This window comes from Herbaspirillum sp. VT-16-41 (assembly GCF_001994935.1).
GTDB lineage: Bacteria > Pseudomonadota > Gammaproteobacteria > Burkholderiales > Burkholderiaceae_D > Herbaspirillum > Herbaspirillum frisingense.
The window spans coordinates 1-25306 of sequence record NZ_MUXB01000075.1; the positions used below are offsets into that span (position 1 = coordinate 1).

Annotated in this window: 22 protein-coding genes and 3 tRNA genes; 16 read left to right on the forward strand and 9 right to left on the reverse strand. The window is 61.2% G+C overall.

The window, feature by feature from the left end:
- Positions 1–313: 313 nt before the first annotated feature.
- The gene (hpnC, locus tag BTM36_RS04640) at positions 314–1123 is read right to left on the reverse strand and encodes a squalene synthase HpnC (RefSeq protein ID WP_077235384.1); all 810 of its coding nucleotides are present in this window, start codon (positions 1121–1123) and stop codon (positions 314–316) included.
- Positions 1124–1148: 25 nt separating this feature from the next.
- Complete coding sequence (locus BTM36_RS04645; protein ID WP_006463927.1) at positions 1149–1433, reverse strand: hypothetical protein; 285 nt, start codon at positions 1431–1433, stop codon at positions 1149–1151.
- A 208-nt stretch (positions 1434–1641) separates the two neighbouring features.
- Here BTM36_RS04645 and BTM36_RS04650 point away from each other — a divergent pair, with 208 nt between their 5' ends.
- Positions 1642–2391 carry an SDR family oxidoreductase gene (locus BTM36_RS04650; RefSeq protein WP_077235385.1) on the forward strand — a complete coding sequence of 250 codons (750 nt, stop codon included), beginning with the start codon at positions 1642–1644 and terminating at the stop codon, positions 2389–2391.
- Between the two features lie 111 nt (positions 2392–2502).
- Here BTM36_RS04650 and BTM36_RS04655 read toward each other — a convergent pair.
- Positions 2503–2589: transfer RNA gene (locus tag BTM36_RS04655), tRNA-Leu, on the reverse strand.
- A 204-nt stretch (positions 2590–2793) separates the two neighbouring features.
- Between BTM36_RS04655 and BTM36_RS04660 the strand changes: the two genes are divergently transcribed.
- The 11 genes from BTM36_RS04660 to BTM36_RS04710 all read left to right on the forward strand — a co-directional run bounded on the left by BTM36_RS04660 (position 2794) and on the right by BTM36_RS04710 (position 16257).
- Entirely contained in the window at positions 2794–2988 is a 195-nt protein-coding gene (locus tag BTM36_RS04660; protein ID WP_077235386.1) for a DUF1653 domain-containing protein, read from the forward strand.
- A gap of 132 nt (positions 2989–3120) precedes the next feature.
- Complete coding sequence (locus BTM36_RS04665; RefSeq protein WP_039875669.1) at positions 3121–3624, forward strand: CreA family protein; 504 nt, start codon at positions 3121–3123, stop codon at positions 3622–3624.
- Between the two features lie 274 nt (positions 3625–3898).
- The gene (tig, locus tag BTM36_RS04670; RefSeq protein ID WP_006463923.1) at positions 3899–5248 is read left to right on the forward strand and encodes a trigger factor; all 1350 of its coding nucleotides are present in this window, start codon (positions 3899–3901) and stop codon (positions 5246–5248) included.
- 51 nt (positions 5249–5299) lie between these two features.
- On the forward strand, positions 5300–5926 hold the full coding sequence (gene clpP, locus BTM36_RS04675) for an ATP-dependent Clp endopeptidase proteolytic subunit ClpP (RefSeq protein WP_006463922.1): 627 nt from the start codon (positions 5300–5302) through the stop codon (positions 5924–5926).
- Positions 5927–6187: 261 nt separating this feature from the next.
- On the forward strand, positions 6188–7453 hold the full coding sequence (gene clpX, locus BTM36_RS04680) for an ATP-dependent Clp protease ATP-binding subunit ClpX (protein WP_006463921.1): 1266 nt from the start codon (positions 6188–6190) through the stop codon (positions 7451–7453).
- Positions 7454–7752: 299 nt separating this feature from the next.
- A complete protein-coding gene (lon, locus tag BTM36_RS04685; RefSeq protein ID WP_039875666.1) occupies positions 7753–10161 on the forward strand; it encodes an endopeptidase La in 2409 nt (802 codons plus the stop codon).
- Between the two features lie 324 nt (positions 10162–10485).
- A complete protein-coding gene (locus BTM36_RS04690) occupies positions 10486–10758 on the forward strand; it encodes an HU family DNA-binding protein (RefSeq protein WP_006463919.1) in 273 nt (90 codons plus the stop codon).
- 49 nt (positions 10759–10807) lie between these two features.
- Positions 10808–10883, forward strand: a tRNA-Val gene (locus BTM36_RS04695).
- A 25-nt stretch (positions 10884–10908) separates the two neighbouring features.
- A tRNA-Asp gene (locus BTM36_RS04700) sits at positions 10909–10985 on the forward strand.
- Between the two features lie 783 nt (positions 10986–11768).
- Positions 11769–13403 carry a methyl-accepting chemotaxis protein gene (locus BTM36_RS04705; protein ID WP_077235387.1) on the forward strand — a complete coding sequence of 545 codons (1635 nt, stop codon included), beginning with the start codon at positions 11769–11771 and terminating at the stop codon, positions 13401–13403.
- Between the two features lie 250 nt (positions 13404–13653).
- Positions 13654–16257, forward strand: coding sequence for a 2-oxoglutarate dehydrogenase E1 component (locus BTM36_RS04710; RefSeq protein ID WP_077235388.1), 2604 nt, complete (start codon positions 13654–13656; stop codon positions 16255–16257).
- 225 nt (positions 16258–16482) lie between these two features.
- Here BTM36_RS04710 and BTM36_RS04715 read toward each other — a convergent pair whose 3' ends face one another.
- From BTM36_RS04715 to BTM36_RS27660, 6 genes are all read right to left on the reverse strand, one after another.
- Complete coding sequence (locus BTM36_RS04715; protein ID WP_006463916.1) at positions 16483–16983, reverse strand: spore coat U domain-containing protein; 501 nt, start codon at positions 16981–16983, stop codon at positions 16483–16485.
- A 226-nt stretch (positions 16984–17209) separates the two neighbouring features.
- A complete protein-coding gene (locus BTM36_RS04720) occupies positions 17210–17692 on the reverse strand; it encodes a spore coat U domain-containing protein (protein ID WP_006463915.1) in 483 nt (160 codons plus the stop codon).
- Positions 17693–17718: 26 nt separating this feature from the next.
- Positions 17719–18567, reverse strand: coding sequence for a fimbria/pilus outer membrane usher protein (locus BTM36_RS28910; RefSeq protein WP_254426918.1), 849 nt, complete (start codon positions 18565–18567; stop codon positions 17719–17721).
- 39 nt (positions 18568–18606) lie between these two features.
- Complete coding sequence (locus BTM36_RS28915) at positions 18607–18855, reverse strand: hypothetical protein (RefSeq protein ID WP_254426919.1); 249 nt, start codon at positions 18853–18855, stop codon at positions 18607–18609.
- On the reverse strand, positions 18839–19423 hold the full coding sequence (locus BTM36_RS28920; protein ID WP_254426920.1) for a fimbria/pilus outer membrane usher protein: 585 nt from the start codon (positions 19421–19423) through the stop codon (positions 18839–18841). Before BTM36_RS28920 ends, BTM36_RS28915 begins: the two co-directional genes overlap by 17 nt.
- Before the next feature lie 53 nt (positions 19424–19476).
- Positions 19477–19920, reverse strand: coding sequence for a spore coat U domain-containing protein (locus BTM36_RS27660; RefSeq protein ID WP_139347072.1), 444 nt, complete (start codon positions 19918–19920; stop codon positions 19477–19479).
- Positions 19921–20335: 415 nt separating this feature from the next.
- Here BTM36_RS27660 and BTM36_RS04730 point away from each other — a divergent pair, with 415 nt between their 5' ends.
- From BTM36_RS04730 to BTM36_RS04745, 4 genes are all read left to right on the forward strand, one after another.
- On the forward strand, positions 20336–22120 hold the full coding sequence (locus tag BTM36_RS04730) for a CHASE3 domain-containing protein (protein WP_077235389.1): 1785 nt from the start codon (positions 20336–20338) through the stop codon (positions 22118–22120).
- Between the two features lie 97 nt (positions 22121–22217).
- Positions 22218–23681, forward strand: a complete 1464-nt coding sequence (locus tag BTM36_RS04735) for an ATP-binding protein (protein WP_077235390.1) — start codon at positions 22218–22220, stop codon at positions 23679–23681.
- Positions 23681–24331 (forward strand): response regulator transcription factor, encoded by a 651-nt coding sequence (locus BTM36_RS04740; protein ID WP_039875663.1) that lies wholly within the window; start codon positions 23681–23683, stop codon positions 24329–24331. The genes BTM36_RS04735 and BTM36_RS04740 overlap by 1 nt, the downstream gene beginning before the upstream one ends.
- Before the next feature lie 230 nt (positions 24332–24561).
- Positions 24562–25035: a response regulator gene (locus tag BTM36_RS04745; protein WP_077235391.1), complete on the forward strand. Its 474-nt coding sequence runs from the start codon at positions 24562–24564 to the stop codon at positions 25033–25035.
- Positions 25036–25306 lie beyond the last annotated feature (271 nt).

Sequence of the window (25306 nt, forward strand, 5' to 3'; positions counted from 1 at the left end):
CCGTAATGCCGTTCAGTTAAGAAAAAATCGCCGCGCCAGATGACTTTGGCGTGGCGATTTTGCTTGGTTCTCTTCAAGCCATCTGAAACCGTTCGGACTGAGTAGGCCCTTTAGGGCCGTATCGAAGCCTGTCCTGAGCCTGTCGAAGGGGCGCTGCTCAACTTGTGGCGCGCCTTCGATACGCAGCTACGCCGCTACTCAGGACGAACGGTCAGCGGTGGTGCAAACAAAGTCTGAGCGAGCTTTCGAGCTGGTAACAAGCTTAACTGAGCGGCATTACGGTCCTGTGGGGCTTTTTCATGTCCGGCCGCAGCTATCTGGTCAGCCCGCGCCAGCCGACGATCAGCCAGTCGCGCTTGCCCAGCCTGGGGCGCTGCCTGAAGACATCCCCCTGCGCGCGTTCGATGCGCTCCAGGATGCGCAGGCCGCCTTGCACCACCATGCGCAGTTCCAGCCCGATGCGCCCCGGCAGTCGGCGCGCCAGCGGTGCGCCGGACAGCATCAGGTCGCGTGCGCGCATGATCTCGAACTGCATGAGTTGCTGCCAGCGTGGTGCGCTACAGCCGTCGGCAATGTCCTGCGGGCTCACGCCGAAGCGCGCCAGGTCTTCCAGGGGGAGGTAGATGCGCTGCTTTTCCCAATCGATGGCGACGTCTTGCCAGAAATTGATCAATTGCAGGGCGCTGCAGATGGCGTCCGAATCGCGCAGGTTCTCTTCAGTTGCTGCGCCGTAGAGGTGAAGCATCAGCGTGCCGACCGGATTGGCGGAGCGGCGGCAGTAATCCAGCAAGTCCTCGTAGCGGGCGTAGCGGGTGGTCACCACATCCTGGCGGAAGGCCGAGAGCAGGTTACGGAACGGCTGCAGCGGCAGCGCATGGTCGGCGATGGTCTGCTGCAGGCGCTGGAAGATCGGCGTGGTGCAGCGGCTGCCGGCGGCGATCAGATCCAGTTGTGCTTCGTAGGCCTGCAGGGCCGCCAGCCGCTGCGCCGGTTCGGCATCGCCTTCATCGGCGATATCGTCGGCGCTGCGGGCGAAGGCATAGATCGCCCCCACCGCCGGGCGCAGGTGCGCCGGCAGCAGCAGCGAGGCCACGGGGAAGTTCTCGTAATGGTCGACGGCCATGAGGGGGCGAGCTCAGAGTGGCGGCTCAGTCGAACTTGTCCTTGAGCAGCGCCTCGATGGTGGCGATGCGGGTTTCCACGGTCTCCAGCAGGGCCTTGGGCATGGTGCCACCGGCATTGAGTTGCGCGGCCAGCGAGCGGGCGATGCCCATGGCGCCTTCGGTGAACTGCTTGCCATCCTTGGACAGCACGGCTGCGGCCGTGAAGAGGGTGGAGAACAGGATCTGGTCGGCGGTGTTGTTCTCGATGAACTTGTTCAGCAGCGCATTGTGGCTTTGCTTGAGTGCGTCGAATTCTTCCTGGGTAGGCATGGGAGATCCTCGGAGGTTGGGGCTGGACGGTGGGCGGTCTCAAACGGACGTGCGCCCCGCAAAGGCGCGGATTGTAGCAGCTATGGGGGTGATGTGGCTTCGCCGGTCGGGCGGTCGGCCGGTCGATTTCGATAGCAAGAAATCGAGTGGCGCCGAGCGGCAAGCCCCATAGAGTGCGGTCTCCGATGACAACAGAAGGAGAAACACCATGGCTCTACTGGAAGGAAAGGTCGCGCTCGTCACTGGAGCGTCAGCCGGGATCGGCAGGGCGACTGCCTTGCTATTGGCCGCGCAGGGCGCGTCGGTGATCCTGAATGCGAGGAACCGGGAAGGCCTGGAGCAGCTTGCGGCCACCATCAGCAGTAGCGGCGGCAAGGCTGGCGTGCTGGCAGGAGACGTCGGGCAGCCCGCGACCCACCAGCAGTGCGTGGAGCTGGCCATGAAGGAGTTCGGCGGGCTGGATATCGCCGTCAACAATGCAGGGGCACTGGGAGCGCTCAAGCCGCTTGCGGAGATCACCCCGGACGAATGGCAACATACCCTGCATGCCAATCTCACCGCTGCCTACCTCGGCGCGCGCAGCCAGATCCCGGCCATGCTGGCGCGTGGTGGGGGCGCCATCGTGTTCACCTCCAGCTTTGTGGGGACCAGCGCAGGCATTGCCGGCATGGCGGCCTATGGCGCGGCAAAGGCCGGGCTGATGGGGCTGGTCAAGGGCATTGCGGCCGACTATGCGGTGCAGGGGATACGGGCCAATGCCTTGCTGCCTGGTGGCGTCGATACCGACATGGGCGGCAGCCCGGAGCAGAAGCAGTGGGCTGCCGGCCTGCATGCGATGAAGCGGATTGCGCAACCGGAAGAGATCGCTGCAGCGGCACTGTTTCTGGTCAGTCCGATGTCCAGTTTCGTGACGGGTGCGGCGCTGTTTGCGGATGGGGGAAACAGTGCGGTGAAGTGATGCGGCAGCGGGGCTGCGCTATCTGCTTGCGGGGGTGTTGGGGACCCGATCGGCCTGCCCGACGGGATGGTGATCCTGTCGTGTCGGGCCGATGGTGGCGCTGCGTGATTCTGGTGCGAGGAGGGGGACTCGAACCCCCACACCATTGCTGGCGTCAGGACCTAAACCTGGTGCGTCTACCAATTTCGCCATCCTCGCTGAAGGTGTCGGGCATCGGCGCTATAGCAGTCTGGAAGCAGGTTTGCCGCAGATTTGCCGCTACCGATGCAGGTAGCATTTTGTCAAAGCGCGCCATTGTACTGCAAGCCGTTGCAGCTGTCTGCGTTTTTCTGCGCGGACATTTTCTGCTGTGAATCCATCGGTAGTACCATGCCGGCTGGCTTATCACGGACCGGGAGTTGCATGACACACTATCGTCATTACAAGGGCGGCATTTACGAATATGTCGATGAGGCCATTCTGGAAGCTGATCTGACGCCCATGATCATTTATCGTGCGGCGGATGGGCGCTTGTGGCTGCGCCCGCGCGAGGTGTTCTTCGAGATGGTGGAGGTCGAGGGCAAGCAGGTGCCGCGCTTTCAGAAGATCGAGGAATGAGGCAAGGCCGGCGGCTGGATGGCAAAAGCGATGCAAAGCTGTGTCGCGGAGCGGCCGAGCTGAACAATGCTCGGCATTGTCGGTCTATTTGCAGAACCTTCCCTTAACTTATTCAGCTTTTCATCATTTCATATGAATCTTCAAGTATGCCTGCGGGCTGGGGTGGCCTTTTCCGCGGCTCTTCTCGCTGTTGCTGTTGCTCCGCCGGCTTCGGCGGAAGAGCTGGCTGATGTCAGCACGGCTTTCCGCTGGCTGGGCAAGAATGACCGCGTGGTTATCGAGGCCTATGACGATCCCAAGGTGGTCGGCGTGACCTGCTACGTGTCCCGGGCCCGCACCGGTGGCGTCAAAGGAACGGTGGGACTGGCGGAAGACAAGTCCGAGGCCTCCATCGCCTGCCGCCAGGTGGCGCCCAACGTGCAGTTCCAGGACAAGCTGCCGGTACAGGAGGACGTCTTCAGCGAGCGCATGTCCATCCTCTTCAAGCGGTTGCACGTGGTGCGGGTGGTTGATGCCAAGCGCAATACGCTGGTCTATCTGACCTATTCCGACAAGCTCATCGATGGCAGTCCGATGAACGCCGTGACGGCCGTGCCGGTGTCGCCGTCCACCCCGATTCCACTGAAACAGAAATAATTCGCTAAATTCTTTATAGATGGGCGCAGCGGTAGCGCGAGCGGACACGGTCGGCTACATCGTTGCCCGCCTGCAGGCTGGCCAGACGGGCTGTGCCCCGGTTTTCCCTCTGTTTGCAGGGTGGCAAGCCCATTTTTGGACTATCGGCGCTTTTTGCGTATAAAATAGCGAGCTTTAGCGCGGCCGGGCAGGGCGCTTGTCGTCTGCAGTCATTCGATTGGGACACAGCAGGAATGCTCCGGCTTACGGAATTCTTAACATTTGGACGATTTAAATGGCAACTGCAGTCGAAACCCTGAGCAAACTCGAACGTCGTATGACCCTGTCTTTCCCGCTGGCCGATGTTCAGGCTGAAGTGGAAAAGCGCCTGAAGGTGCGCGCCCGTACCGCCAAGGCGCCGGGTTTCCGTCCGGGTAAAGTGCCGATGAAGATGGTTGCCGCCCAGTTCGGCTACCAGGTCGAAACCGAAGTCCTGAACGACAAGGTTGGCCGCGCATTCAACGACGCCGCCGTCGAGAACAACCTGCGCGTGGCCGGTTTCCCGCGCATCGAACCCAAGACCAGCGAAGAAGCCGGCGAAGGCAAGCTGGCCTTCGACGCCACTTTCGAAGTCTATCCGGAAGTGGTTCTGGGCGACCTGACCGGCGCTGAAGTCGAAAAGACCACCGCTGCCGTCTCCGACGCCGAAATCGACAAGACCATCGACATCCTGCGCAAGCAGCGCGTGCACTACCACGTCAAGGGCGAGCAAGGCGCGCACGGCGACGGTGGTGCCGACCAGTCGGCCCAGAATGGCGACCGCGTGACCGTGGACTTCGTCGGCAAGATCGACGGCGTGGAATTCCAGGGCGGCAAGGCTGATGCCTTCCCGTTCGTCTTGGGCGAAGGCCGCATGCTGCCGGAATTCGAAGCCGCGACCATCGGCCTGAAGGTCGGCGAATCCAAGACCTTCCCGCTGGCTTTCCCCGAGGACTATCACGGCAAGGACGTGGCCGGCAAGACCGCCGAGTTCACCATCACCGTCAAGCAGATCGAGTGGGCGCACATGCCTGAAGTCGACGCAGTCTTCGCCCAATCCCTGGGCATCGAAGACGGCGATCTGACCAAGATGCGCGAAGACATCAAGAAGAACCTGGAGCGCGAAGTCACTGCCCGCACCAAGGCCAAGACCAAGGACAGCGTGATGAACGCCCTGATCAAGGCTTCCGAACTGGACGTGCCGACCGCCCTGATCGACCAGGATGTCGAGCGTCTGTCCGAAATGGCACGTCAGGACATGGCCCAGCGCGGCATGGACCCGAAGGTCATGCAACTGCCCAAGGAACTGTTCACTGCCCAGGCCGAGCGTCGCGTGCGCCTGGGTCTGATCCTGGCTGAAGTGGTCAAGCAGAACAAGCTGGAAGCCACCGAAGAACAGGTCAAGGCCCAGATCGAAGACTTCGCTCAAAGCTACGAAGACCCGCAACAAGTGCTGAAGTACTACTTCTCCGACCGTCGTCGCCTGGCTGAAGTCGAAGCCCTTGTTTTGGAAGAAAACGTCGTCAACTACGTTCTCGGCAAAGCCAAGGTCTCGGAAAAGCCGGTTTCGTTCGACGAACTGATGGGTAATCAGGCGCAAGCGTAATCCGGTTTTCTCTAGTAGTATCAGAAAACTCTTACGCTTAAGGATGCATACATGACAGGTCTGATGAAGCAATCTGCATTGGATACGCAAATGCTCGGCATGGTGCCGATGGTGATCGAACAGAGTGGTCGTGGCGAGCGTGCCTACGACATCTATTCGCGCCTGCTGAAGGAACGCATCATTTTCCTGGTCGGACCGGTCAATGATGCGATGGCCAACCTGATCGTGGCCCAGTTGCTGTTCCTGGAAAGCGAAAACCCGGACAAGGACATTTCCTTGTACATCAACTCGCCTGGCGGTTCGGTTTCGGCCGGCATGGCGATCTTCGACACCATGCAGTTCATCAAACCGCAGGTGTCGACCTTGTGTACGGGTCTGGCTGCTTCCATGGGCGCTTTCCTGCTGGCCGCTGGCGCCAAGGGCAAGCGTTTCTCGCTGCCGAACTCTCGCATCATGATCCACCAGCCTCTGGGCGGCGCCCAGGGCCAGGCATCCGATATCGAGATCCAGGCACGTGAAATCCTGTACCTGCGCGAGCGCCTCAACAGCATCCTCGCTGACAAGACCGGCCGTAGCGTCGAACAGATCAGCAAGGACACCGATCGCGACAACTTCATGTCGGCTGATGCCGCCGTGGAATATGGCCTGATCGATAAGGTGCTGACCGAGCGCGCTTGATCTGCATCTTCTTGCTTCAGTGCAAGGCCGCAAAAAATGCCCGAACGGAACATGTTCGGGCATTTTTTTTATCAAATTTTGACGAATTTGGCACAGAGCGGGTTTTCTGCTTCTGTTTGCTTGATAAATGGCACTCTCGCTGACATATAACGGTCATACGGCAGTCCTGTGAAGCAATAAGGGGCAGCTTAAATGACCAAGCCGTGACGAATCCGGATTTCGCGGGTATGATCGGGTCGTAACTTCTATCCTAGTAGCTCTATGTCTGAGAAAAAATCCTCCAGCGGCGAAAAACTGCTTTACTGCTCCTTCTGCGGCAAGAGCCAGCATGAAGTCAAAAAGCTCATCGCGGGTCCTTCGGTCTTCATCTGCGACGAATGCATCGACCTGTGCAACGACATCATCCGTGATGAAGCTGCCAGCGTGGAAAGCGTAGCCGGCGCCAAGTCGGATCTGCCCACGCCACAGGAAATCACCGACCTGCTGGACCAGTATGTGATCGGACAGGCTACTGCCAAGCGCATCCTGTCGGTGGCGGTGTACAACCACTACAAGCGCCTGAAGCACCTCGGCAAGAAGGATGATGTCGAGCTGGCCAAGAGCAACATCCTGCTGGTCGGCCCCACCGGCTCCGGCAAGACCTTGCTGGCGCAGACCCTGGCACGCATGCTCAATGTCCCCTTCGTGATCGCTGATGCGACCACGCTGACTGAAGCCGGCTACGTCGGCGAGGACGTCGAGAACATCATCCAGAAGCTGCTTCAGAACTGCAATTACGAAGTCGAGAAAGCCCAGAAGGGCATCGTCTACATCGACGAGATCGACAAGATTTCCCGCAAGTCGGATAACCCGTCGATCACCCGCGACGTGTCCGGCGAAGGCGTGCAGCAGGCGCTGCTGAAACTGATCGAAGGCACCATGGCTTCGGTGCCGCCGCAAGGCGGCCGCAAGCATCCGAACCAGGACTTCGTGCAGATCGACACGACCAACATCATGTTCATCTGCGGTGGCGCCTTCGACGGTCTTGCCAAGATCATCTCGGATCGCTCGGAGAAGAGCGGCATCGGCTTCTCGGCCAGCGTGAAGAGCCAGACCCAGAAGAGCAATTCCGAAGTGCTCTTGAACGCGGAGCCGGAAGACCTGGTCAAGTTCGGCCTGATTCCGGAACTGGTCGGTCGTCTGCCTGTGATTGCCACGCTCAACGAGCTGGACGAGGAAGCGCTGATCCAGATCCTGGTCGAACCCAAGAACGCGCTGATCAAGCAATACGCCAAGCTGTTGCAGATGGAAGGCGCTGAGCTGGAAATCCGTCCGGCCGCCATGCACGCCATCGCCAAGAAAGCCCTGGCACGCAAGACCGGCGCCCGTGGCCTGCGTTCGATCCTGGAACACGCCCTGCTGGATGTCATGTATGAATTGCCCAGCGAGCAGAACGTGGCCAAGGTTGTCGTGGATGAAAACACCATCACCAATGGCGCCAAGCCACTGTTGATCTACCACGACCAGCCAAAGGTTTCGGGCGGCTGATCGCCCGGGGCTGCAACAGGCCTGAGCAGTAAAGTGTGGTGCGGCCCCGGAGGTCTTTGGGGCTGGCCACACCGTAGCAAGAAGCCACCCCGAAGTCCGGTCACCGCAAACACGGTAAAATAAACCGGCGCACATACACTGGCTTCCATCGAAAAGCCACCCGGAGCTAGCTTCGTGTGTGGCTTTTTTATTTTGTTGCGATCATGACAACGCGCAACCGGCGAATATTTAGTCTGCCGGACTTGTGTTTTGGTCACTCGTGCCAACATCATTCACAGTACTTATTGATAAGGCCCGCCATGACGACTCCTATACTCACAGAACAATCGCAATTGCCGCTGTTGCCCTTACGGGATGTGGTTGTCTTCCCGCATATGGTGATCCCGCTCTTCGTCGGCCGCCCGAAGTCGATCAAGGCGCTGGAAGCGGCCATGGAGCAAGGCAAGAGCATCATGCTGGCGGCCCAGAAGGCTGCCGCCAAGGATGAACCTTCGGCCGAAGACATCTATGAAATCGGTTGTGTGGCCAATATCCTGCAGATGCTGAAGCTGCCCGATGGCACCGTGAAGGTGTTGGTCGAAGGTGCTCAGCGTGCACGCATCCATCACATCAGCGAACTGGAAACCCATTTCGTCGCCGACCTGACCCCGGTGGAATCCGAGCAGGGTGACGAGGCGGAAGTCGAAGCCATGCGCCGTACCATCGTGCAACAGTTCGACCAGTACGTGAAGCTGAACAAGAAGATCCCGCCGGAAATCCTGACCTCGCTGTCCGGCATCGATGATGCCGGTCGCCTGGCCGACACCATTGCCGCGCACCTCCCGCTGAAGCTGGAGCAGAAGCAGGTCATCCTGGAAATCTTCAACGTCGCCAAGCGCTACGAGCACCTGCTCGGCCAACTGGAAGGCGAACTGGACATCCTGCAGGTGGAAAAGCGCATCCGTGGCCGCGTCAAGCGCCAGATGGAAAAGTCGCAGCGCGAGTACTACCTGAACGAACAGGTCAAGGCCATCCAGAAGGAACTGGGCGAAGGCGAAGACGGTGCCGATCTGGAAGAGCTGGAAAAGAAGATCCTGGCCGCCAAGATGCCCAAGGAAGCCCTGGAAAAGGCGCAGTCCGAGCTGAAGAAGCTCAAGCTGATGTCGCCCATGTCGGCCGAAGCCACCGTGGTGCGCAACTACATCGACACCCTGGTCGCGCTGCCCTGGAAGAAGAAGTCCAAGGTCAATAACGATCTGACCAATGCCGAGAAGGTGCTGGAAGGCGACCACTATGGCCTGGAGAAGGTCAAGGAACGCATCCTGGAATATCTCGCCGTCCAGCAGCGCGTGGACAAGCTGAAGGCGCCGATCCTGTGCTTCGTCGGTCCCCCGGGCGTTGGCAAGACCTCGCTGGGCCAGTCCATTGCCCGCGCCACGAATCGCAAGTTCGTGCGCATGGCGCTGGGTGGTGTGCGTGACGAAGCCGAGATCCGTGGTCACCGTCGTACCTACATCGGTTCCATGCCGGGCAAGATCCTGCAGAGCCTGTCCAAGGTCGGCGTGCGCAATCCGTTGTTCCTGCTCGACGAGATCGACAAGCTGGGCATGGATTTCCGTGGCGATCCGTCGTCGGCCTTGCTGGAAGTGCTGGATCCGGAACAGAACCACACCTTCTCCGACCATTACATCGAAGTCGACTTCGACCTGTCGGATGTGATGTTCGTGGCGACCTCGAACTCGTTCAACATCCCGCCGGCACTGCTGGACCGGATGGAAGTGATTCGCCTGTCCGGTTACACCGAAGATGAGAAGACCAGCATTGCGCAGCGTTACCTGCTGCCCAAGCAGATCAAGAACAACGGCCTGAAGGAAGGCGAGATCAGCGTGGCCGAATCGGCCATCCGCGACATCATCCGCTACTACACCCGCGAGGCTGGTGTGCGCTCGTTGGAACGCGAAGTCTCGAAGATCTGCCGCAAGGTCGTGAAGATGCTGCTGCTGAAGAAGCAGGAGAAGAAGGTCACCGTCACCTCGCGTAACCTGGACAAGTTCCTGGGCGTGCGTCGCTTCGACTTCGGCATCGCCGAGAAGGAAAACCAGATCGGCCAGGTGGTCGGCCTGGCCTGGACCGAAGTGGGTGGCGACCTCTTGACCATTGAGGCGGTGAACATGCCCGGCAAGGGCCAGATCATCCGCACCGGTACCCTGGGCGATGTCATGAAGGAATCGATCGAAGCCGCTCGCACCGTGGTTCGCAGCCGTGCCCGCAAGCTGGGCATCAAGAGCGAAGTGTTCGAGAAGAGCGACATCCACATCCACGTGCCGGAAGGTGCGACGCCCAAGGACGGTCCGTCTGCCGGTATCGCGATGACGACAGCGTTGGTCTCGATCTTCAGCGGTATTCCTGTACGTGCGGACGTGGCGATGACCGGTGAAATCACCTTGCGCGGCGAAGTATTGCCGATCGGCGGCCTGAAGGAAAAGCTGCTGGCTGCGCACCGTGGTGGCATCAAGACCGTGCTGATTCCGGAGCAGAACGTGAAGGATCTGGCCGAGATTCCCGACAACGTGAAGAACAAGCTGGAAATCATCCCGGTGCGTTGGATCGACAAGGTGCTGGAAGTTGCCCTGGAACGTCAGCCGGTGCCGCTGAGTGAAGACGAGGCCATCGTCGACACGGCGGTTGCCGCCAAGGAAGACAAGACTGATCCGGTCGTCAAGCACTGAAATGTCTGACATGTCGGACTGGCTGTGCAGGTAGCCTACTGCACAGCGGTTTGTCAAAAGCGCCTCATGAGAGGCGCTTTTTTTTATGCTCGTTTGCTGGATGATTCAGGTTCCTTCCTGCTGGGATGAAGGTAAGGATCCTCACTGAAAATCGCGACAATGCCGGAAGCTCGCTTGACACCTGGGGATGCGGCTTGTTTAATAGCCGCTGCGGAATTTTTCCGTAAGGCAATCGACGGGCAGCAGGGCTCGGTCGCGATATGTCGGAGCCCGGGCGATGTCGTTTGAATTCAAACAGATCAAATACTTGTTCGAGGGGCGTAAGTGAATAAAGGCGAACTGATAGAACACATTGCCGGTGCAGCGGATATTTCCAAGGCAGCGGCTGGACGTGCAGTGGACGCATTCATTGGGGCAGTCAAGACCACGCTGAAAAAGAACGGTACCGTGACCCTGGTGGGTTTCGGCACCTTCGCCGTTGGCAAGCGTGCGGCCCGGACTGGACGCAATCCCCAGACCGGAGCGGCCCTCAAGATCAAGGCGTCCAAGGTTCCTAAATTTAAAGCTGGCAAAGCATTAAAAGATGCTATAAAATAATGTTCTTTCGTTGCAGCAGTAACAGAGCAACGAGACTGTTAAGGTTGCCGGGCGCTTAGCTCAGTTGGTAGAGCGGAGCCCTTACAAGGCTTAGGTCGGGAGTTCGAGCCTCTCAGCGCCCACCAGCATCTTGCAGTCGGCACCAGTTTAGGAGCGGTAGTTCAGTTGGTTAGAATACCGGCCTGTCACGCCGGGGGTCGCGGGTTCGAGCCCCGTCCGCTCCGCCAAATAAAACGCCTCGTTCGCAAGAACGGGGCGTTTTTGTTTTTGCGCAGCAAAAACCTGCGGAGTGGAGGGAGCCGCCTGCGCGGCTCCCGGCGGGGCGAGAAGGGAATCGCTTGCAAGCGATTCCGCGGCCTGCGCATGTGTAGGAGAGCCCCGTCCGCTCCGCCAGATAAAACGCCTCGTTCGCAAGAACGGGGCGTTTTTGTTTTTGCGCAGCAAAAACTAGCGGAGTGGAGGGAGCCGCCTGCGCGGCTCCCGGCGGGGCGAGAAGGGAGTCGCTTGCAAGCGATTCCGCGGCCTGCGCGTGTGTAGGAGAGCCCCTGCCGCTGCGCCAGATAAAACGCCTCGTTCGCAAGAACGGGGCGTTTTTGTTTTGCGCAGAAAAAATTGCGGAGCCAAGAAGCATATCTCTAGCACGCCTACCCCTATTTGGAAAAGACACAGTTGCCGACTGGGAAGATTACGCGACACGCTAGAAAAAATTTGAGTTTTCCGTACTATTTCCATCTGGAAATGCTTACACTAAGCCGGAATTTGCAGTTTCTCAAAACAGGAGACCGGCACACGCCGGGGCGCAATAATGTTTTTGAGGGAACCTGGCCTGTCACACAGGCTGAGGAAGAGGGCTTGAGCCGCTCCCCAAAGATGTAAGAAGAACCCATCGAGATGCAGTAGCGGATTCGCGCGTAGTGCAGTGACAGCAGGAGCAGGGTGACGACCAATCGTATCGTCTTCCTGCGATGGCCTGCACGTTTGGCATCTAATGGGATTAATAGGGGGTAGCGATGAAGCTCGCCAATTTCAACATTGGCGTCCGCTTGGGCGCAGCATTTGCAGTGGTCTTGTTGCTGATCGTGGTGACCGCCACGGTCGGGATCCGGAACCAGTCTTCCAACAACGCTGAAATCAACAGCATCGTCAACGAGAAGTACCAGCTCATCGCCTTGAGCAACCAGATCAAGAACAATGGCTACAAGGCCAACGCAGTATTGAGCAACATCCTGCTGGCCGCCACACCGGAAGCATCGGCCAAGTACATGGACGAATACGCCGGCCTGCGCAAGGCCAACACCGAGGCCTACAAGCAGCTCGAAGGCATGCTCGATTCCGACAAGACCAAGGCCCTCTACGCCGAGCAGACCACTGCTCGCGCAGCCTATGGCGTGGCCGTGCGCAAGTTCTTCGAACTGATGAAGAATGGAGACCGCGCCGCCGCCACCACGCTGTACCAGGGCGACATGTCTAAGCTCCAGCTGGACTACTTTGTCATGGTCGACAAGATGGTCAATTCGCTGGCCAAAGAAATGGTGGTCGATGCCGGCCAGGCAGCCGAAGACGGCCAGATGGCCGTGATCCAGATGCTGGTGCTGTCGGCCGTGGCCGTGGTGCTGGCCTCGGTGGTCGGAGTGCTGATCACGCGTTCCATCACCGCCCCGGTGCGTCACGCGGTCATGCTGGCCGAGACCGTGGCGCAGGGTGACTTGTCCTATCGCCTGCAGGCCAAGGGCAAAGACGAGATCAGCCGCCTGCTGCAAGCGCTGCAGCACATGAGCGATAACCTGCATGACACCGTCTCCAACGTGCGCAACGGCACCTCGGCCATCGACATGGCCGCACGCGAACTGGCACAGGGCAACCTGAGCCTGTCGGACCGCACCGAACAGCAGGCCAGCTCCCTGGAGGAAACCGCCTCGGCCATGGAGCAGCTGACCTCGGCAGTGCGTCAGAATGCCGACAACGCCTTGCAAGCCAGCCGGCTCGCCGTCTCGGCCTCGGACGTGGCCGTGCGCGGCGGCGCCTCGGTCGAGCAGGTGGTCAACATCATGAGCGCCATCAGCACTTCTTCCGGCAAGATCGCGGACATCATCGCCGTGATTGACGGCATCGCCTTCCAGACCAACCTGCTGGCCCTGAACGCGGCAGTCGAAGCAGCCCGTGCCGGCGAACACGGTCGCGGCTTTGCCGTGGTGGCCAGCGAAGTGCGCGGCCTGGCCCAGCGTAGCGCCGTGGCCGCCAAGGAAATCAAATCCCTGATCGAAGGTTCGGTCAGTCACGTCAAGGCGGGCAGCACCATCGTCGAACAAACGGTGGCCACCATCGATGAAGTCATCGCCAGCATCAAGCATGCGACCGATCTGATCACCGACATCAGCGCCTCCAGCAAGGAGCAGAGCGAAGGCATCGAGCAGATCAACCAGGCCATCAGCCAGATGGACCAGATGACCCAGGAAAATTCCGCCCTGGTAGAGCAGAACGCTGCCGCCTCCAAGGCTTTGCAGGCCCAGGCCGAGCAGCTGTCGGCCCTGATGGGACGTTTCCGCCTGAGCGAACTGATCGCCCATTCCGGATATGCCGGTGCGGCACGCGGTGGCGTGCGCGAAAAGATCATCCAGCCCGAGCTGTCCCTGATCCAGGGCTAGTAGACGGATAGGGTTACCCGTTTTTTGTGTGAACGCAGTGTGGTAAGAGGGGCCGTGAGGAGACCATGGCCGGCCATTCACGGCCGGTCGTGACAAGAACAAGGCGTCCCATCCGCAGGCATTGCGGGTGAGGACGCGATCATCGTCTTTTCCGTCAAGGGCATGTCCGCAATTTCGATTTCGAAATGATCTCGAGCTCGTTGTCGAGCGTGATGCGACATGTCCGTGCACTTGCCCAGAAAGGTTCGCCATGCCACTTCATTCTCCGAGTTCACTCGGGCAGACTTCCTCCACAGCGCGCCAGGCCCTGGCGTATGCCCGCATCCAGTCCTTCATCGATGCCTACCGCAACGAGGGGTATCGCATCGCCGATATCGATCCCCTGGGCACGATCTCGGTGCCCGACATTGCGGCTCTCCTGCCGCAGACGCACGGGCTGGAGGACGAGGACATCGCGCTGGCACAGCATCGCTTCCTCGACGGCCTGGGCCTGACCAATGTCAAGGAGCTGACCCATCACCTGAGCCGGCTGTTCTGCGGCCCGCTCGCACTGGACTGCAGCGGCGTGCGTGACGAGCCGCGCCGTCAGTGGCTGCTGGCGCGTCTTGCTGCCCGTGACCCCGGCGCCGAGCCGCAGGCACTGGAACGCGCCGCCATCCTGGCCCGCCTGGCAGCCGCCGAGCAGTGGGAAAACTATCTGCAGCAAGACTATCCGCAGGCCAAGCGGTTTTCCCTGGAAGGTTGCGAAAGCCTGCTCCTGTTGATGGATACCCTGGTGGAGCGTTGCAGCTTCTACCAGCTGGACAAGCTGTTCTTCGCCATGCCGCATCGTGGTCGCCTCAACCTGCTGGTGAACCTGATGCAGATGCCGGCCGCCGAGATCGTGGCCTACTTCGATGCCAGCAAAACCACCCCGGCCGCCGCCAGTGCGGTGGATCTGCCTTACCACCTGGGTGCCGAGGCCGTGCGCCATACCGCACTGGGCCAGGTCGGTCTGTTCCTGGCGCACAACCCCTCGCATCTGGAGAGCGCCTATCCGGTCCTGCTGGGCATGGCCCGCGGTTACCGCGCCAGTCACCCCAAGGCAGCGCCGCCCGCCTCGGTGGTGATCCATGGCGACGCCGCCTTCTGCGGCCAGGGCGTGGTGATGGAGTCGCTCAAGCTGGCCCAGCATCCGGGTTACGACGTGGGCGGCACGGTTCACGTGATCGTCAACAACCAGATCGGCTTTACCACACCCAACCCGCTGGATCCGGAAAACCACGGCTACTGCACCGACATCGCTCGCATCGTCGGCGCGCCGGTGCTGCACGTCAATGCCGACCAGCCGGAGGCGGTGTTGCGCGCGGCGCGCATCGCCTTCGACTACCGCATGCAGTTCCACGCCGATGTGGTCATCGACCTGGTCGGCTATCGCCGCTGGGGACACGCCGAGCAGGACACGGCTACCGTGACCCAGCCGCTGCTGCATGGCTTCATCGACAAGCATCCCTCGGTGACCCGGCTGTACGCACAATCCGGATGGCCTGGTTCGGATGCGGGAGCCGCCCTGCTGGCCACCAGCAGCCAGCAGGCGCTGGCCGCCTTCAGGGCCAGCCGTCCAGGTCATACCGCAGCGTCGGCGGCGACCTCGACCTCGGAGCGTACGCAGGACAAGACCTCCGAAGCAGCAGCCGCGCCCAGCCTGAACCAGATGCGTCAATGGGTGGAGCGGATGACACGCCTGCCGGCTGGATTCGAACCACATCCGGCCATCGTCAAGCTGATCGCGCAATGGCAGCACAGCGTGGCCGCGCCCGAGCACCCGTGCAGCTGGAATTTTGCCGAGAACATGGCCTATGCCTCTCTGCTCAGTGCCGGACACGGCGTGCGCATTTCCGGCATGGACGTGCAGCGCGGCACCTTCATGCAACGTCATGCCGTGTGGCATGCGGTGGATGAGGCGCAGGCACAGCAGCGATCCTTCTTGCCCCTGCGCGAAGTCGCAGCACCCCGCGCCAGCCTGGAAGTGATCAATTCGCCCCTGAGCGAAGAAGCGGTGGTCGGTTTCGAGTACGGCTTCAGCGTGCAGGCGCGCCCGGATGCGCTGACGATCTGGGAAGCCCAGTTCGGTGACTTCGTCAACGGCGCCCAGATCATGATCGACCAGTACATCACCTCCGGTCGTGGCAAGTGGGGCTATGCGTCGGCGTTGACGATGCTGCTGCCGCATGGCTACGAAGGCGTGGGGCCGGAACATTCCACCGGCTATCTCAGTCGCATGCTGCTGCTGTGCGCGGGTCAGAATATCCGGGTGGCCTATCCCTCCAGTTCGGCGCAGTGGTTCCACCTTCTGCGCGATCAGGCCCTGCATGCGGACCGGCCGCTGGTGGTCTTTACGCCCAAGTCGGTGCTGCATGGGGAGCCGCGTGCCAGTTCCCCGCTATCGGACTTGCTGGAGCAGGGCTTCCAGCCGCTGCTGGACGACGCTGAGGGGCCGCAAGCGTCCGCGGTACGGCGTGTCGTGTTGTGCAGCGGCAAGGTGCGCTATGACCTGGCCGATGCCCGCGCCAGCGCGCAGGACCAGGACACCGCGCTGCTGCCGGTGGAGCAGCTCTATCCCTTCCCGACGGCGCAACTGGGTGACGTCCTGCGCAGCTATCCGCAGTTGCAGGAAGTGGTGTGGGTACAGGAAGAAGAGCGTAACCAGGGTGCCTGGCTGTGCGTGCGCGATGCCATCCAAGCCGCCTTGCCGGAGACGGTGCGCCTGCGTGCGGTCTATCGCCCGGATACCGCCTCCGGGCCGACCGCCTCCAAGGCCAGCCATTACGCTCAGCAAGCAAGCCTGGTGCAAGCCGTCTTTGCTCAAGGCTGAGCGAAGGGGGGGGCGAAGGAAAGTGACGGAGGGCGAAAAAAAACGGTGCACTTCTGCGCGAAGTGCACCGTTTACCCCCTCCGGTTTTCCCCGGTTATCTGGTCGTGTTGACGTTGTAGTCCGCAAGTTAAGCTTTAGTCAAGTAACTTTCGTGCTGCAGCTGCTCAAGTCCGGCTTCAAAGGCGCTTCGGCATGCGGCTGCCGGGCGCGTGCAGCGTATTTGTCTCAGTAGGTCAGCGTGACCGTGACGGTATCCGAGTAGGCGCCGGCCAGCGGGGTCTGGGCGGCGGGAATCTGGCCGTAGACGGTCAGCGTCTGGGTCAGGCCCGAGCCGGTGCCGGTGGCGGTATCGGTGCCGATGGTCGAGCCCCAGTTGTTGGTGCGGGCTGCATCGCGGTAGAGGGCATAGTTCAGGGTGCCACCGCCGGCCGCGCTCATCTTGCGGCTGCTGACGGTGGAGCCGCTTCCGGTGCCGGCATCCAGGCCGACGTTGTAGGCGGTGCCATTGGTGCAGAGCACGGTGATGGTGCCGGACTGGTTGACCACGCTCTGGGTGTAGGCGCCGAAGGCGATGGCCGAGCCGACCACGGTGCAGGCGGCAACCACCGAGGCGCTGATGGTCAGCGTGCCGCTGGCGGTGGCGGCGAAGGAAGCCGGAGCGCTGGAGGCCAGGACGACGGCGGCGATGGAAGCTGCAACGAAACGATTCTTCTTGGCAAAAAACATTTGGTTTCTCCGGTGTTGGCCGCCCCGTCCTTGCCCCTTGCAAGAACTTCCCTGTGCAGCGCTGGTATGGAGATACTTTAATTTCCGGGCGGCGCCGGCGACATCCGGCGATTCCCTAGCCACCCGCCAATCTGCGTCAGGGAAAACCTGAGCCGCGACGTCGGCTATGTCCAGCGACGCCCGGCGACGCCCAGCCATGCCTAGCGATGCGGCCGGCGCCAAGCGCTCAATAGGTGATCAATACCGTCAACGTATCCAGATAGCTGCCGGCCTTGGCATTCTGGCTGCCCGGCAAGCGGCCGTAGACCGTGTAGGTCTTGACCACGGGTGTGAGAACCTGCAGCAGATAGCCATCGGTGATGAAGCTGGTGCTGGAGGAGCCGTCACCCCATGTCGAGGTCCGTGCCGAGTTGGTATAGACCTGGTAGTTGAGGCTGTTGGCGCCACTGAGCATCTTGCGCTGCGCATAGGCGCCGCTGCTGCCGGTGCTGAGCTTGACGGTATAGCCGATCAGCAACGACACCGTGGCCTGGCAGGTCACGGTGATGCTGCCGGTATTGTCCAGATGCGCACTGGACTGCGGGTCATACAGCCCGAACGCCACCGGATTTGTGGCCGACGAGCAGATCTGTTGCGCCTGCACCGGGGCGCATGCCAGCAGGACAAGGGCCCAGGCCAGGGCCGGGCGGATTGGAGGGATCGTCTTCATGTGTTCTCCATGATGCCGGTCGCGTTTCAATGGCAGATCACGACTTCGTTGCTCATGCCGCCTTCGCTGCGCGGCTGCGGCGTCAGCGTGGCGTGGCATTGCGCCCCCGAGTGCAGCAGTACGTCCAGCGTATTGACCGGTGCCAGTTCCTGCAGGTAGCTCACGCCGTCATAGCCCACGGGCGCCTGCAGACCGGTCTCGCGCACGCGGATGCTGGCGCCTAGCGGAATGAACTGGCCCGCTGCATCCTTGAGGATGATGGTCACATCCGAGGCCCGTCGTGCATTGAAATGCACCACTACGCCGGAGCGATCGCGCGGCCGGATGTACTGGTCCGGCTGGTCCAGTTGCAGTGTCAGCGGCAAGTCCAGCACGTCCACCGAAATCTTGTTGACGTCGTAGGCGCGCAGGTCGGTCAGCAGTAACTGGCCGTTGTCGTCGGTGCGGCCAGCGTAGCGGTTCTCGTTGTAGATGCCGACGTTCTTGACGCCGCTGGCATTGACCACGGCAAAGCTGTCCTCGATCCAGTCCGAGGCGAAGCTGCCGCCATCGATGAAGGATACCGAGCCGCGCGCCCCCAGTCGCTGGCTGGTGGTATGGGCTGCCTGCGAGGCGGCCGCGGTGAGGCTGCCATAGCGGCTCTTGTAGTTGAGCTGGGCAATGCGCTGCTGATAGCTGCCTTCGGTGTCCTGCAACTGCCAGCCCAGGTCGCCGATGGCCACCGTCGAGCGACTGGCCTGCAGGGTGGCGGTGCGCTGGCCATTGTTGTTGCTTACGCTGGCACCGGCCACATCGCGCCCGCCGAAGGGAATGATCAGGCCGATGGTGGCGCCATAACCGCTGTTGCGAAAGTCGCGGTAACCGGTCAGGTACATGTTTGGATGTGCTGCCCACCGACTTGAACCAGGTCACCGTCACCGTCTCGCTGTCGGCCAGGCCGCTGGTGTACCGGTATCGGTAAAGAGCAGCGGGCTCTTGCTGCGTGCATAGGCCATGCTCAGCGAGCCGCCGCTGCCCAGGTTCAGGCCCAGCGTGGCGATGGTGGCCGCGCGCGAGACCGGCGCCCCCTGGATGGCGCCGATGTCCTGATAGTTGCGGGTGGACTGGGTGCGGGTCAATGACACGCTCACCGGATCGGCGTTGCGTTCAATGGCCAGCGACACCTGCTGGCCCGAGCCACTGTCGGCACTGCTGGCCCGAGCCACTGTCGGCACTGCTGGCGGCCAGCGAGGTGGCCAGCACGGCGCGGTTGCCGAGATTGAAGACAGCGCCACCACCGGCCAGTTTCAGGCTGCGCATGGCCTCGGCATGGCCCTCCAGCGTAAGGATGTCGCTCACCCCCTGGCGGGCCGTGCCGGACAGGGCGAACTGCCCATAGTCATTGCTGCGCAGGCCATAGCGGCGGCGTACCCAGCCACCCTCGACCGAATAGGACGACAGGCCCGGTTTCAGCAGGCGGTCGGTGGCGTAGAAGTTGATGGTGCGCAGGGTCTGCCGCCCCAGTTCGTCGGTGACCGCCACCGCGATCTGGCCGGTGCCACTGGCAATAGGGGGCTGACGGATCTCGAAGGGGCCGGGCGGCACCGGTTGCGAAATCTGGCGCACGCCATTGACGAACAGGTCCACGGTGGATGGCACCACGGTTTCGCCGCCCAGCGATGGCGTGGGGAAGCGCACCAGGTCCGGACGCAGGTTGAAGTCCGACGCGTACTGGAAGCCGCCCAGTCGCACCGAGCGGGTCCAGGCCAGGCTGCCATTGATGACGTCACCCAGGCGGTAACGCGTCAGGCTGGCCGGTTGGGAATATAGCCGTAGACCGGCACGTTCTGGGTGCTGCCGTTACCGACCCCGGCGACCGCGTCGCTACCACTGCTGTTGCCCCAGGCACGGGTGCGGGCAGCATCCTGATACAGGCCATAGTTGAGCGAATTGGCCCCGTCGGCAGTGGTCAGCTTGCGAGTGGCGACATTGCCGCCTGCGCCGGTGCCGGCATCCAGGCTGATCGTGTAGCTGGTGCCGGCGGAACAGGCCACGCCGATCTGGGCGTTCTGTTGCAGCGCGCTGGACGCATAGACACCAAAGGGCAGGGCGGCGCTCTGCACCACGCATTGGGCCGGGACGATGGCACTGATGTCGAGCTTGCCGGTGGTGGAGACGGCCACGGCATTCACGCTCAGGCCAGCCAGGAGACCGACGGCAAGGAAGAGGGCGGGTGATTTTTTCATCATGATGCGATGCCGGCAAATGTCTGTAAAAGCTGGAATCTATTATAGAATTAATTTGAATATTTACTCTGAAAACGGAGTCAAAGGTGCAGGCAAGCAACACCGTTTTCAGCAAATTTTAAGAATTTGCTTCGATTTGCTGACAGAAAGAGAACAATTGATGCCAGATCGTCACATTCCGGCATCGCTGCAGACAGCAAGGAGACGTACCCACGGCAGCGCTGCTGACCGTGCAATGGGGGCCGGGCGCAGCACCGCCGCGCGCCCGGAATGGCGATCCTGCGAAAAGACCATGCCCGCGCATCGCTTTGCGCGCCGGTCATGCAGGCGGGCGATCAGGTAACCGCTCCGCAACTTCAGGACGTGACCGCCAGACCGATGAAAAGTAACCGATGTGACCGATCTGATCATGTGATACATGCCGATAACTAGACAAAGCGGGCTGGCAGGCGCCAGTACCGGCCTCTTCTTCCTGCTAGCCTTGCTGCTCTCGCTGGGCGTGGCAGCATTTTCCTATTACAGCGTGCGCGATTTCGAGCAGCGCGCAGTCTGGTTGCAGCATAGTCACGCCGTCATCAACAAGCTGGAAGTCGCCAATTCGACCGTGCGCGACGCGGTCAGCAATTCACGCGGCTATGCCTTGTCCGGCAACCAGGAATACCAGGCCGGTTTCGAGGCGGGTGCCAAGCAAATCGAGGTGCTTCTGCAGGATCTGCGCCGGCTCATGAGCGACAATGCGCAGCAGCTGCAACTGCTGACCCGCACGGAAGATCTGGTATCACAGCGGATCAGCCTCTCCCGTCGCCTGATGGAGCTCAGTCCAGACGAAGGGCGCCAACGGGTACTGGAAGGCAAGGACCTGAGCGATCGCATCCGCAACGGCTTTGAAGAGATGAAGGGCAACGAGAATGCACTGCTTGCCCGGCGTGCCCATGACACCGCCGCCAGCGCCGACCTGACCATCATCATGGTGGTCAGCGGCAGTCTGCTCAGCATGGCCTTGCTGGTCATGGTCTACAGCAAGCTGCGCCGCGAGATGAGCCGTCGGGTGGAGGCGCAGCAGCGCGCCCAGGCCTATTCCGACGAGATCGAAGACCTCTACAACAACGCGCCCTGCGGCTATCACTCGGTCGATGAGACCGACAAGACCATCATCAAGATCAACGATACCGAACTCAAGTGGCTGGGCTACACACGCGAGCAGGTGGTCGGGCGCATGACCCAGCTCGATCTGCTCAGCCCCGTGAGCGCCGAGCGTTACCAGCGTGAGCTGCATCCGCAATTCCTGCTCAAGCGCGAGATCAACGGCATCGATCTCGACTTCCGCCGCGCCGATGGCAGCGAATTCACGGCCCTGGTCAATGCCACGGCCATCCCCAGCCGCGATAACAGCAAACTGATCAGCCGTACGGTCATCTATGACATTTCCGAGCGCAAGCGCGCCGAGGACGAAATCGAGGCCCTCAACGCCGATCTGGAACGGCAGGCCCAGCACCTGCATAGCGTCAACAAGGAACTGGAGAGTTTTTCCTATTCCGTCTCGCATGACCTGCGCGCCCCGCTGCGTGCCATTTCCGGTTACGCCATGATCCTGGAGGAAGACTACGCCAGCGTGATCGACGAAAAGGGCCGCGAACAGCTGCAGGTGATCCGCCGCAACGTGCGCAAGATGGATGAACTGATCAACGACCTGCTCAAGCTGGCCAAGTCCACCACGGGTGAACTGACCTTGCAGCGTTTTTCGATGGAAGAGGTGGTGGGCCAGGTCATCGCCGGCCTGCGCCAGGAAAATCCGGCCGTGCAGTTCGAGGTTGCGCCGCTGGAAGGCGCCGTGGCCAATCGCGGCCTGATCACCCAGGTCTGGGAAAACCTGCTCTCCAATGCCGTCAAGTTCAGCAGCAAGAACGACCAGCCGCTGGTGCGGGTGACCATGGAAGTCGGCCCCGAAGAATACATCTATGGCGTGCATGACAACGGTGTGGGCTTCGACATGCGTTATGTGCACAAGCTGTTCGGCACCTTCCAGCGCCTGCATCGCCAGGAAGAATATCCAGGTACCGGCATCGGGCTGGCGCTGGTGCAACGCATCGTGATCCGCCATACCGGCCGGGTCTGGGCCGAGAGCACTCCCAAGGTGGGCGCGAGCTTCTATTTCTCGCTGCCGCGCAAGGGTGTCATGCCCAGCCTGGGTGATGTGCGCTGAAGTGGCATGATCGAGGCCCGGCATGAGAGCAACATCGTATGAACCAATGTACCAGCCGCATTCTGAACAAAGAGTCTGACCGAGAGAGACCTGCCCCATGAGCATTCCCCTACGCGTGCTGTTCGTCGAAGACATGGAAGAAGACGCCGTGCTGATGGTGCGCGAACTCAAGCGCGGCGGCTTCGAACCCACCTGGCAGCGGGTCGACGACGAACAGGCCCTGTTGGCGGCACTGCACGAGCAGCGCTGGGACATCGTCATCTCGGATTACTCCATGCCCATGTTCAGCGGCGTGGAAGCCCTGAAACTGGTCAAGGCCGACAACGACCAGACGCCGTTCATCATCGTCTCCGGCGTCATCGGCGAGCAGACCGCAGTCGAGGTCATGAAGGCCGGCGCCCAGGATTACTTCCTCAAGAGCGCCATCGCCCGCCTGCCGCACGCGGTCGACCGCGAACTGCGCGACGCCCAGGCGCGGCGCAAGCAGCGCGCCAGCGCCCAGGCCCTGCGCGAGATGCAGGCGCGCTTCAATGCCTTCATGAATGCCGCGCCGATGCCGACCTGGATCAAGGATTCGCAGCTGCGCTACAGCTACGTCAACCCGGCACAGTCGGCCTTCTTCGGCATGACCCCGCATGACATGGATGGCATGACCGACGCCGAGCTGATGAGCACCGGCGCGGCCCAGGCCTCCCAGGAGTACGACCGCAAGGTGCTCGACGAGAAGGTCGAACTGCATACCCAGGAAACCATCTTCGACCACAACCACAATGCCCGCATCCTCGATGTCGTGCGTTTTCCCATCAGCGGCGAGGGCAAGGGTGACATGGTGGCCGGGCTGGCCATCGACGTCACCGAGCGCGAGCAGTCGCGGCGCGAGCTGGAGCTGGCGATCCAGCGTCAGCAGTTGCTATCGTCGCGGGTGATCGAAGTGCAGGAGCGCGAGCGCCAGCACTTGGCGCGCGGCCTGCATGACGACGTCGGCCAGTCGCTGACGGCACTCAAGATCAACCTGGAAACCATCAAGAAGACCGGCACCCTGGAAGGCCCGTCGTTGCAGAACGGCATCGATATCGTCACCGCCGTGCTGGCCCAGGTGCGCAGCCTGTCGCTGGATCTGCGCCCGCCGCAGCTGGACAACCTGGGCCTGATCGCCGCCCTGCGTTCCTACGTGGAGCAGAAATCCAAGCTGGCCAACGTCAACGGCTGGTTCGAAAGCAGCGGCCACGACGGCGAGTTGCACCATGACATTGAAAACACCGCCTTTCGCATCGTGCAGGAAGCGGTCACCAACATCCTGCGTCACGCCAGGTGCCAGAACATCTGGGTCAAGATCGACCGCCAGCAGGACCAGGTCTATCTCAGCATCCGCGATGACGGTCGCGGCTTCGACATCGAGCGTGCCCGCAGCAACGCCATTTCCGGCACCAGTTTCGGCCTGCTCAACATGGAAGAGCGGGCCGTGCTGGTAGGCGGTTCCATGGATATCACTTCAGCGCCCGGGGCAGGGACGGAAATCGTCATGCACCTGCCGGTCGCCCCTATCGTCAGGAGGTTGTAATGCTTACACGAATCATGCTGGCCGACGACCACGCGCTGGTGCGCAGTGGCATCAAGGCATTGCTGACCGCCATGCCCGGTGTGGAAGTGGTGGGCGAGGCGTCCGATGGCGCCGAGGTCATCGAGATGATCCCGCAGCTGAAACCCGACCTGGTGCTGCTGGACATCGCCATGAAGGGGATGAATGGCCTGGAAGCGCTACGTCGCCTGCGCGGCGAATACCCCACCATCCGCTTTTTGATGCTGTCCATGTACGGCAGCGAGGAATACGTGATGCAGGCCTTGAATGCCGGTGCCAACGGCTACCTGTTCAAGGACTCTGCCGCCACCGAGCTGGAAAAGGCGCTCTACGAGGTCAAGCACGGCCGCCAGTACCTGGACTCCCACATCTCGCGCGAGGCCCTGGACAACTACATGAAGCGGGTCGCCCAGAACGGCACGCCGGTGGAGGTGCTGACTCCGCGCCAGCGCGAAATCCTGCAACTGATCGCCGAGGGCAACAACACCAAGGAGATCGCCTATCAGCTCAATGTCAGCGCCAAGACCATCGAGACCCACCGGGCGCAGCTGATGGACCGGCTGGATATCCGCGATGTGCCGGGCCTGGTGCGGTACGCCATCCGGACCGGGATTGCCACCCCGGACAAGTGACAGCTTCACCTGGTTAAGGAAAAATCTGATTTTTTTTGAAATCGCCTGTGCAATAATCCCCTGACAGTACCGGGATCGGCGTCGGTACTGGTGTTCCAGCGCATCGCCGATGCTGGAAACTAGGGGAGGGCAGTTCCCGACGTCCCTGACGTCTTTCGGTGGTGGCCAGATGTGGTCGGTCCGGCAAGAATAGTTCCAGCTTGAAATTTACTGAAGAAAGCGATCCATCCATGGATATCGAGCAATATGACATCATCCTCGTCGACGACAGCCCGGAAGTGGCCGAGTTGACCCGCCTGGCGCTGGGCAGCCGCAAGCTGGCCGACAAGCTGACCTGGTTTGCCGATGCGGAACTGGCCGAGGAGTTCTTCTTCCAGGGGGAATACGCGCACCGCAAGGACCTGCACCCCTACCTGATCCTGCTCGATCTGAACCTGCCGCTGATGAGCGGTCACGATTTCCTGAAGATCATCAAGTCCAATGCCGCCACCTCGCACATCCCGGTGGTGATGTTCTCTTCCTCGGACGACCAGCGCGACATCAACCAGAGCTATGAACTGGGCGCCAATGGTTACGTCGTCAAGTCCACCGACCCCAAGGAATTCATGGGCACCGTGGTCGATACCGGCATCTACTGGCGCAATCGCAACCGCCCGGCACGCAACGGTGAAGATGCCCCGGCATCCCCGGCGGCAGCCTCCTGAGCGGAGCCACCGGTCGCCAGGCCGTTGTCCCAATGAAAAAGCGCGGCTGTGACCGTAATGCCGTTCAGTTAAGAAAAAATCGCCGCGCCAGACGACTTTGGCGCGGCGATTTTGCTTGGTTCTCTTCAAGCCATCTGAAACCGTTCGGACTGAGTAGGCCCTTTAGGGCCGTATCGAAGCCTGTCCTGAGCCTGTCGAAGGGGCGCTGCTCAGCTTGTGGCGCGCCTTCGATACGCGGCTACGCCGCTACTCAGGACGAACGGTCAGGGTG

Bases quoted from the DNA above. Each gene is read 5' to 3' on its own strand.
- hpnC (WP_077235384.1), bottom strand. From the start codon at position 1,123: ATGGCCGTCGACCATTACGAGAACTTCCCCGTGGCCTCGCTGCTGCTG.
- BTM36_RS04645 (WP_006463927.1), bottom strand. From the start codon at position 1,433: ATGCCTACCCAGGAAGAATTCGACGCACTCAAGCAAAGCCACAATGCG.
- BTM36_RS04650 (WP_077235385.1), top strand. From the start codon at position 1,642: ATGGCTCTACTGGAAGGAAAGGTCGCGCTCGTCACTGGAGCGTCAGCC.
- BTM36_RS04660 (WP_077235386.1), top strand. From the start codon at position 2,794: ATGACACACTATCGTCATTACAAGGGCGGCATTTACGAATATGTCGAT.
- BTM36_RS04665 (WP_039875669.1), top strand. From the start codon at position 3,121: ATGAATCTTCAAGTATGCCTGCGGGCTGGGGTGGCCTTTTCCGCGGCT.
- tig (WP_006463923.1), top strand. From the start codon at position 3,899: ATGGCAACTGCAGTCGAAACCCTGAGCAAACTCGAACGTCGTATGACC.
- clpP (WP_006463922.1), top strand. From the start codon at position 5,300: ATGACAGGTCTGATGAAGCAATCTGCATTGGATACGCAAATGCTCGGC.
- clpX (WP_006463921.1), top strand. From the start codon at position 6,188: ATGTCTGAGAAAAAATCCTCCAGCGGCGAAAAACTGCTTTACTGCTCC.
- lon (WP_039875666.1), top strand. From the start codon at position 7,753: ATGACGACTCCTATACTCACAGAACAATCGCAATTGCCGCTGTTGCCC.
- BTM36_RS04705 (WP_077235387.1), top strand. From the start codon at position 11,769: ATGAAGCTCGCCAATTTCAACATTGGCGTCCGCTTGGGCGCAGCATTT.
- BTM36_RS04710 (WP_077235388.1), top strand. From the start codon at position 13,654: ATGCCACTTCATTCTCCGAGTTCACTCGGGCAGACTTCCTCCACAGCG.
- BTM36_RS04715 (WP_006463916.1), bottom strand. From the start codon at position 16,983: ATGTTTTTTGCCAAGAAGAATCGTTTCGTTGCAGCTTCCATCGCCGCC.
- BTM36_RS04720 (WP_006463915.1), bottom strand. From the start codon at position 17,692: ATGAAGACGATCCCTCCAATCCGCCCGGCCCTGGCCTGGGCCCTTGTC.
- BTM36_RS28910 (WP_254426918.1), bottom strand. From the start codon at position 18,567: ATGTACCTGACCGGTTACCGCGACTTTCGCAACAGCGGTTATGGCGCC.
- BTM36_RS27660 (WP_139347072.1), bottom strand. From the start codon at position 19,920: ATGATGAAAAAATCACCCGCCCTCTTCCTTGCCGTCGGTCTCCTGGCT.
- BTM36_RS04730 (WP_077235389.1), top strand. From the start codon at position 20,336: ATGCCGATAACTAGACAAAGCGGGCTGGCAGGCGCCAGTACCGGCCTC.
- BTM36_RS04735 (WP_077235390.1), top strand. From the start codon at position 22,218: ATGAGCATTCCCCTACGCGTGCTGTTCGTCGAAGACATGGAAGAAGAC.
- BTM36_RS04740 (WP_039875663.1), top strand. From the start codon at position 23,681: ATGCTTACACGAATCATGCTGGCCGACGACCACGCGCTGGTGCGCAGT.
- BTM36_RS04745 (WP_077235391.1), top strand. From the start codon at position 24,562: ATGGATATCGAGCAATATGACATCATCCTCGTCGACGACAGCCCGGAA.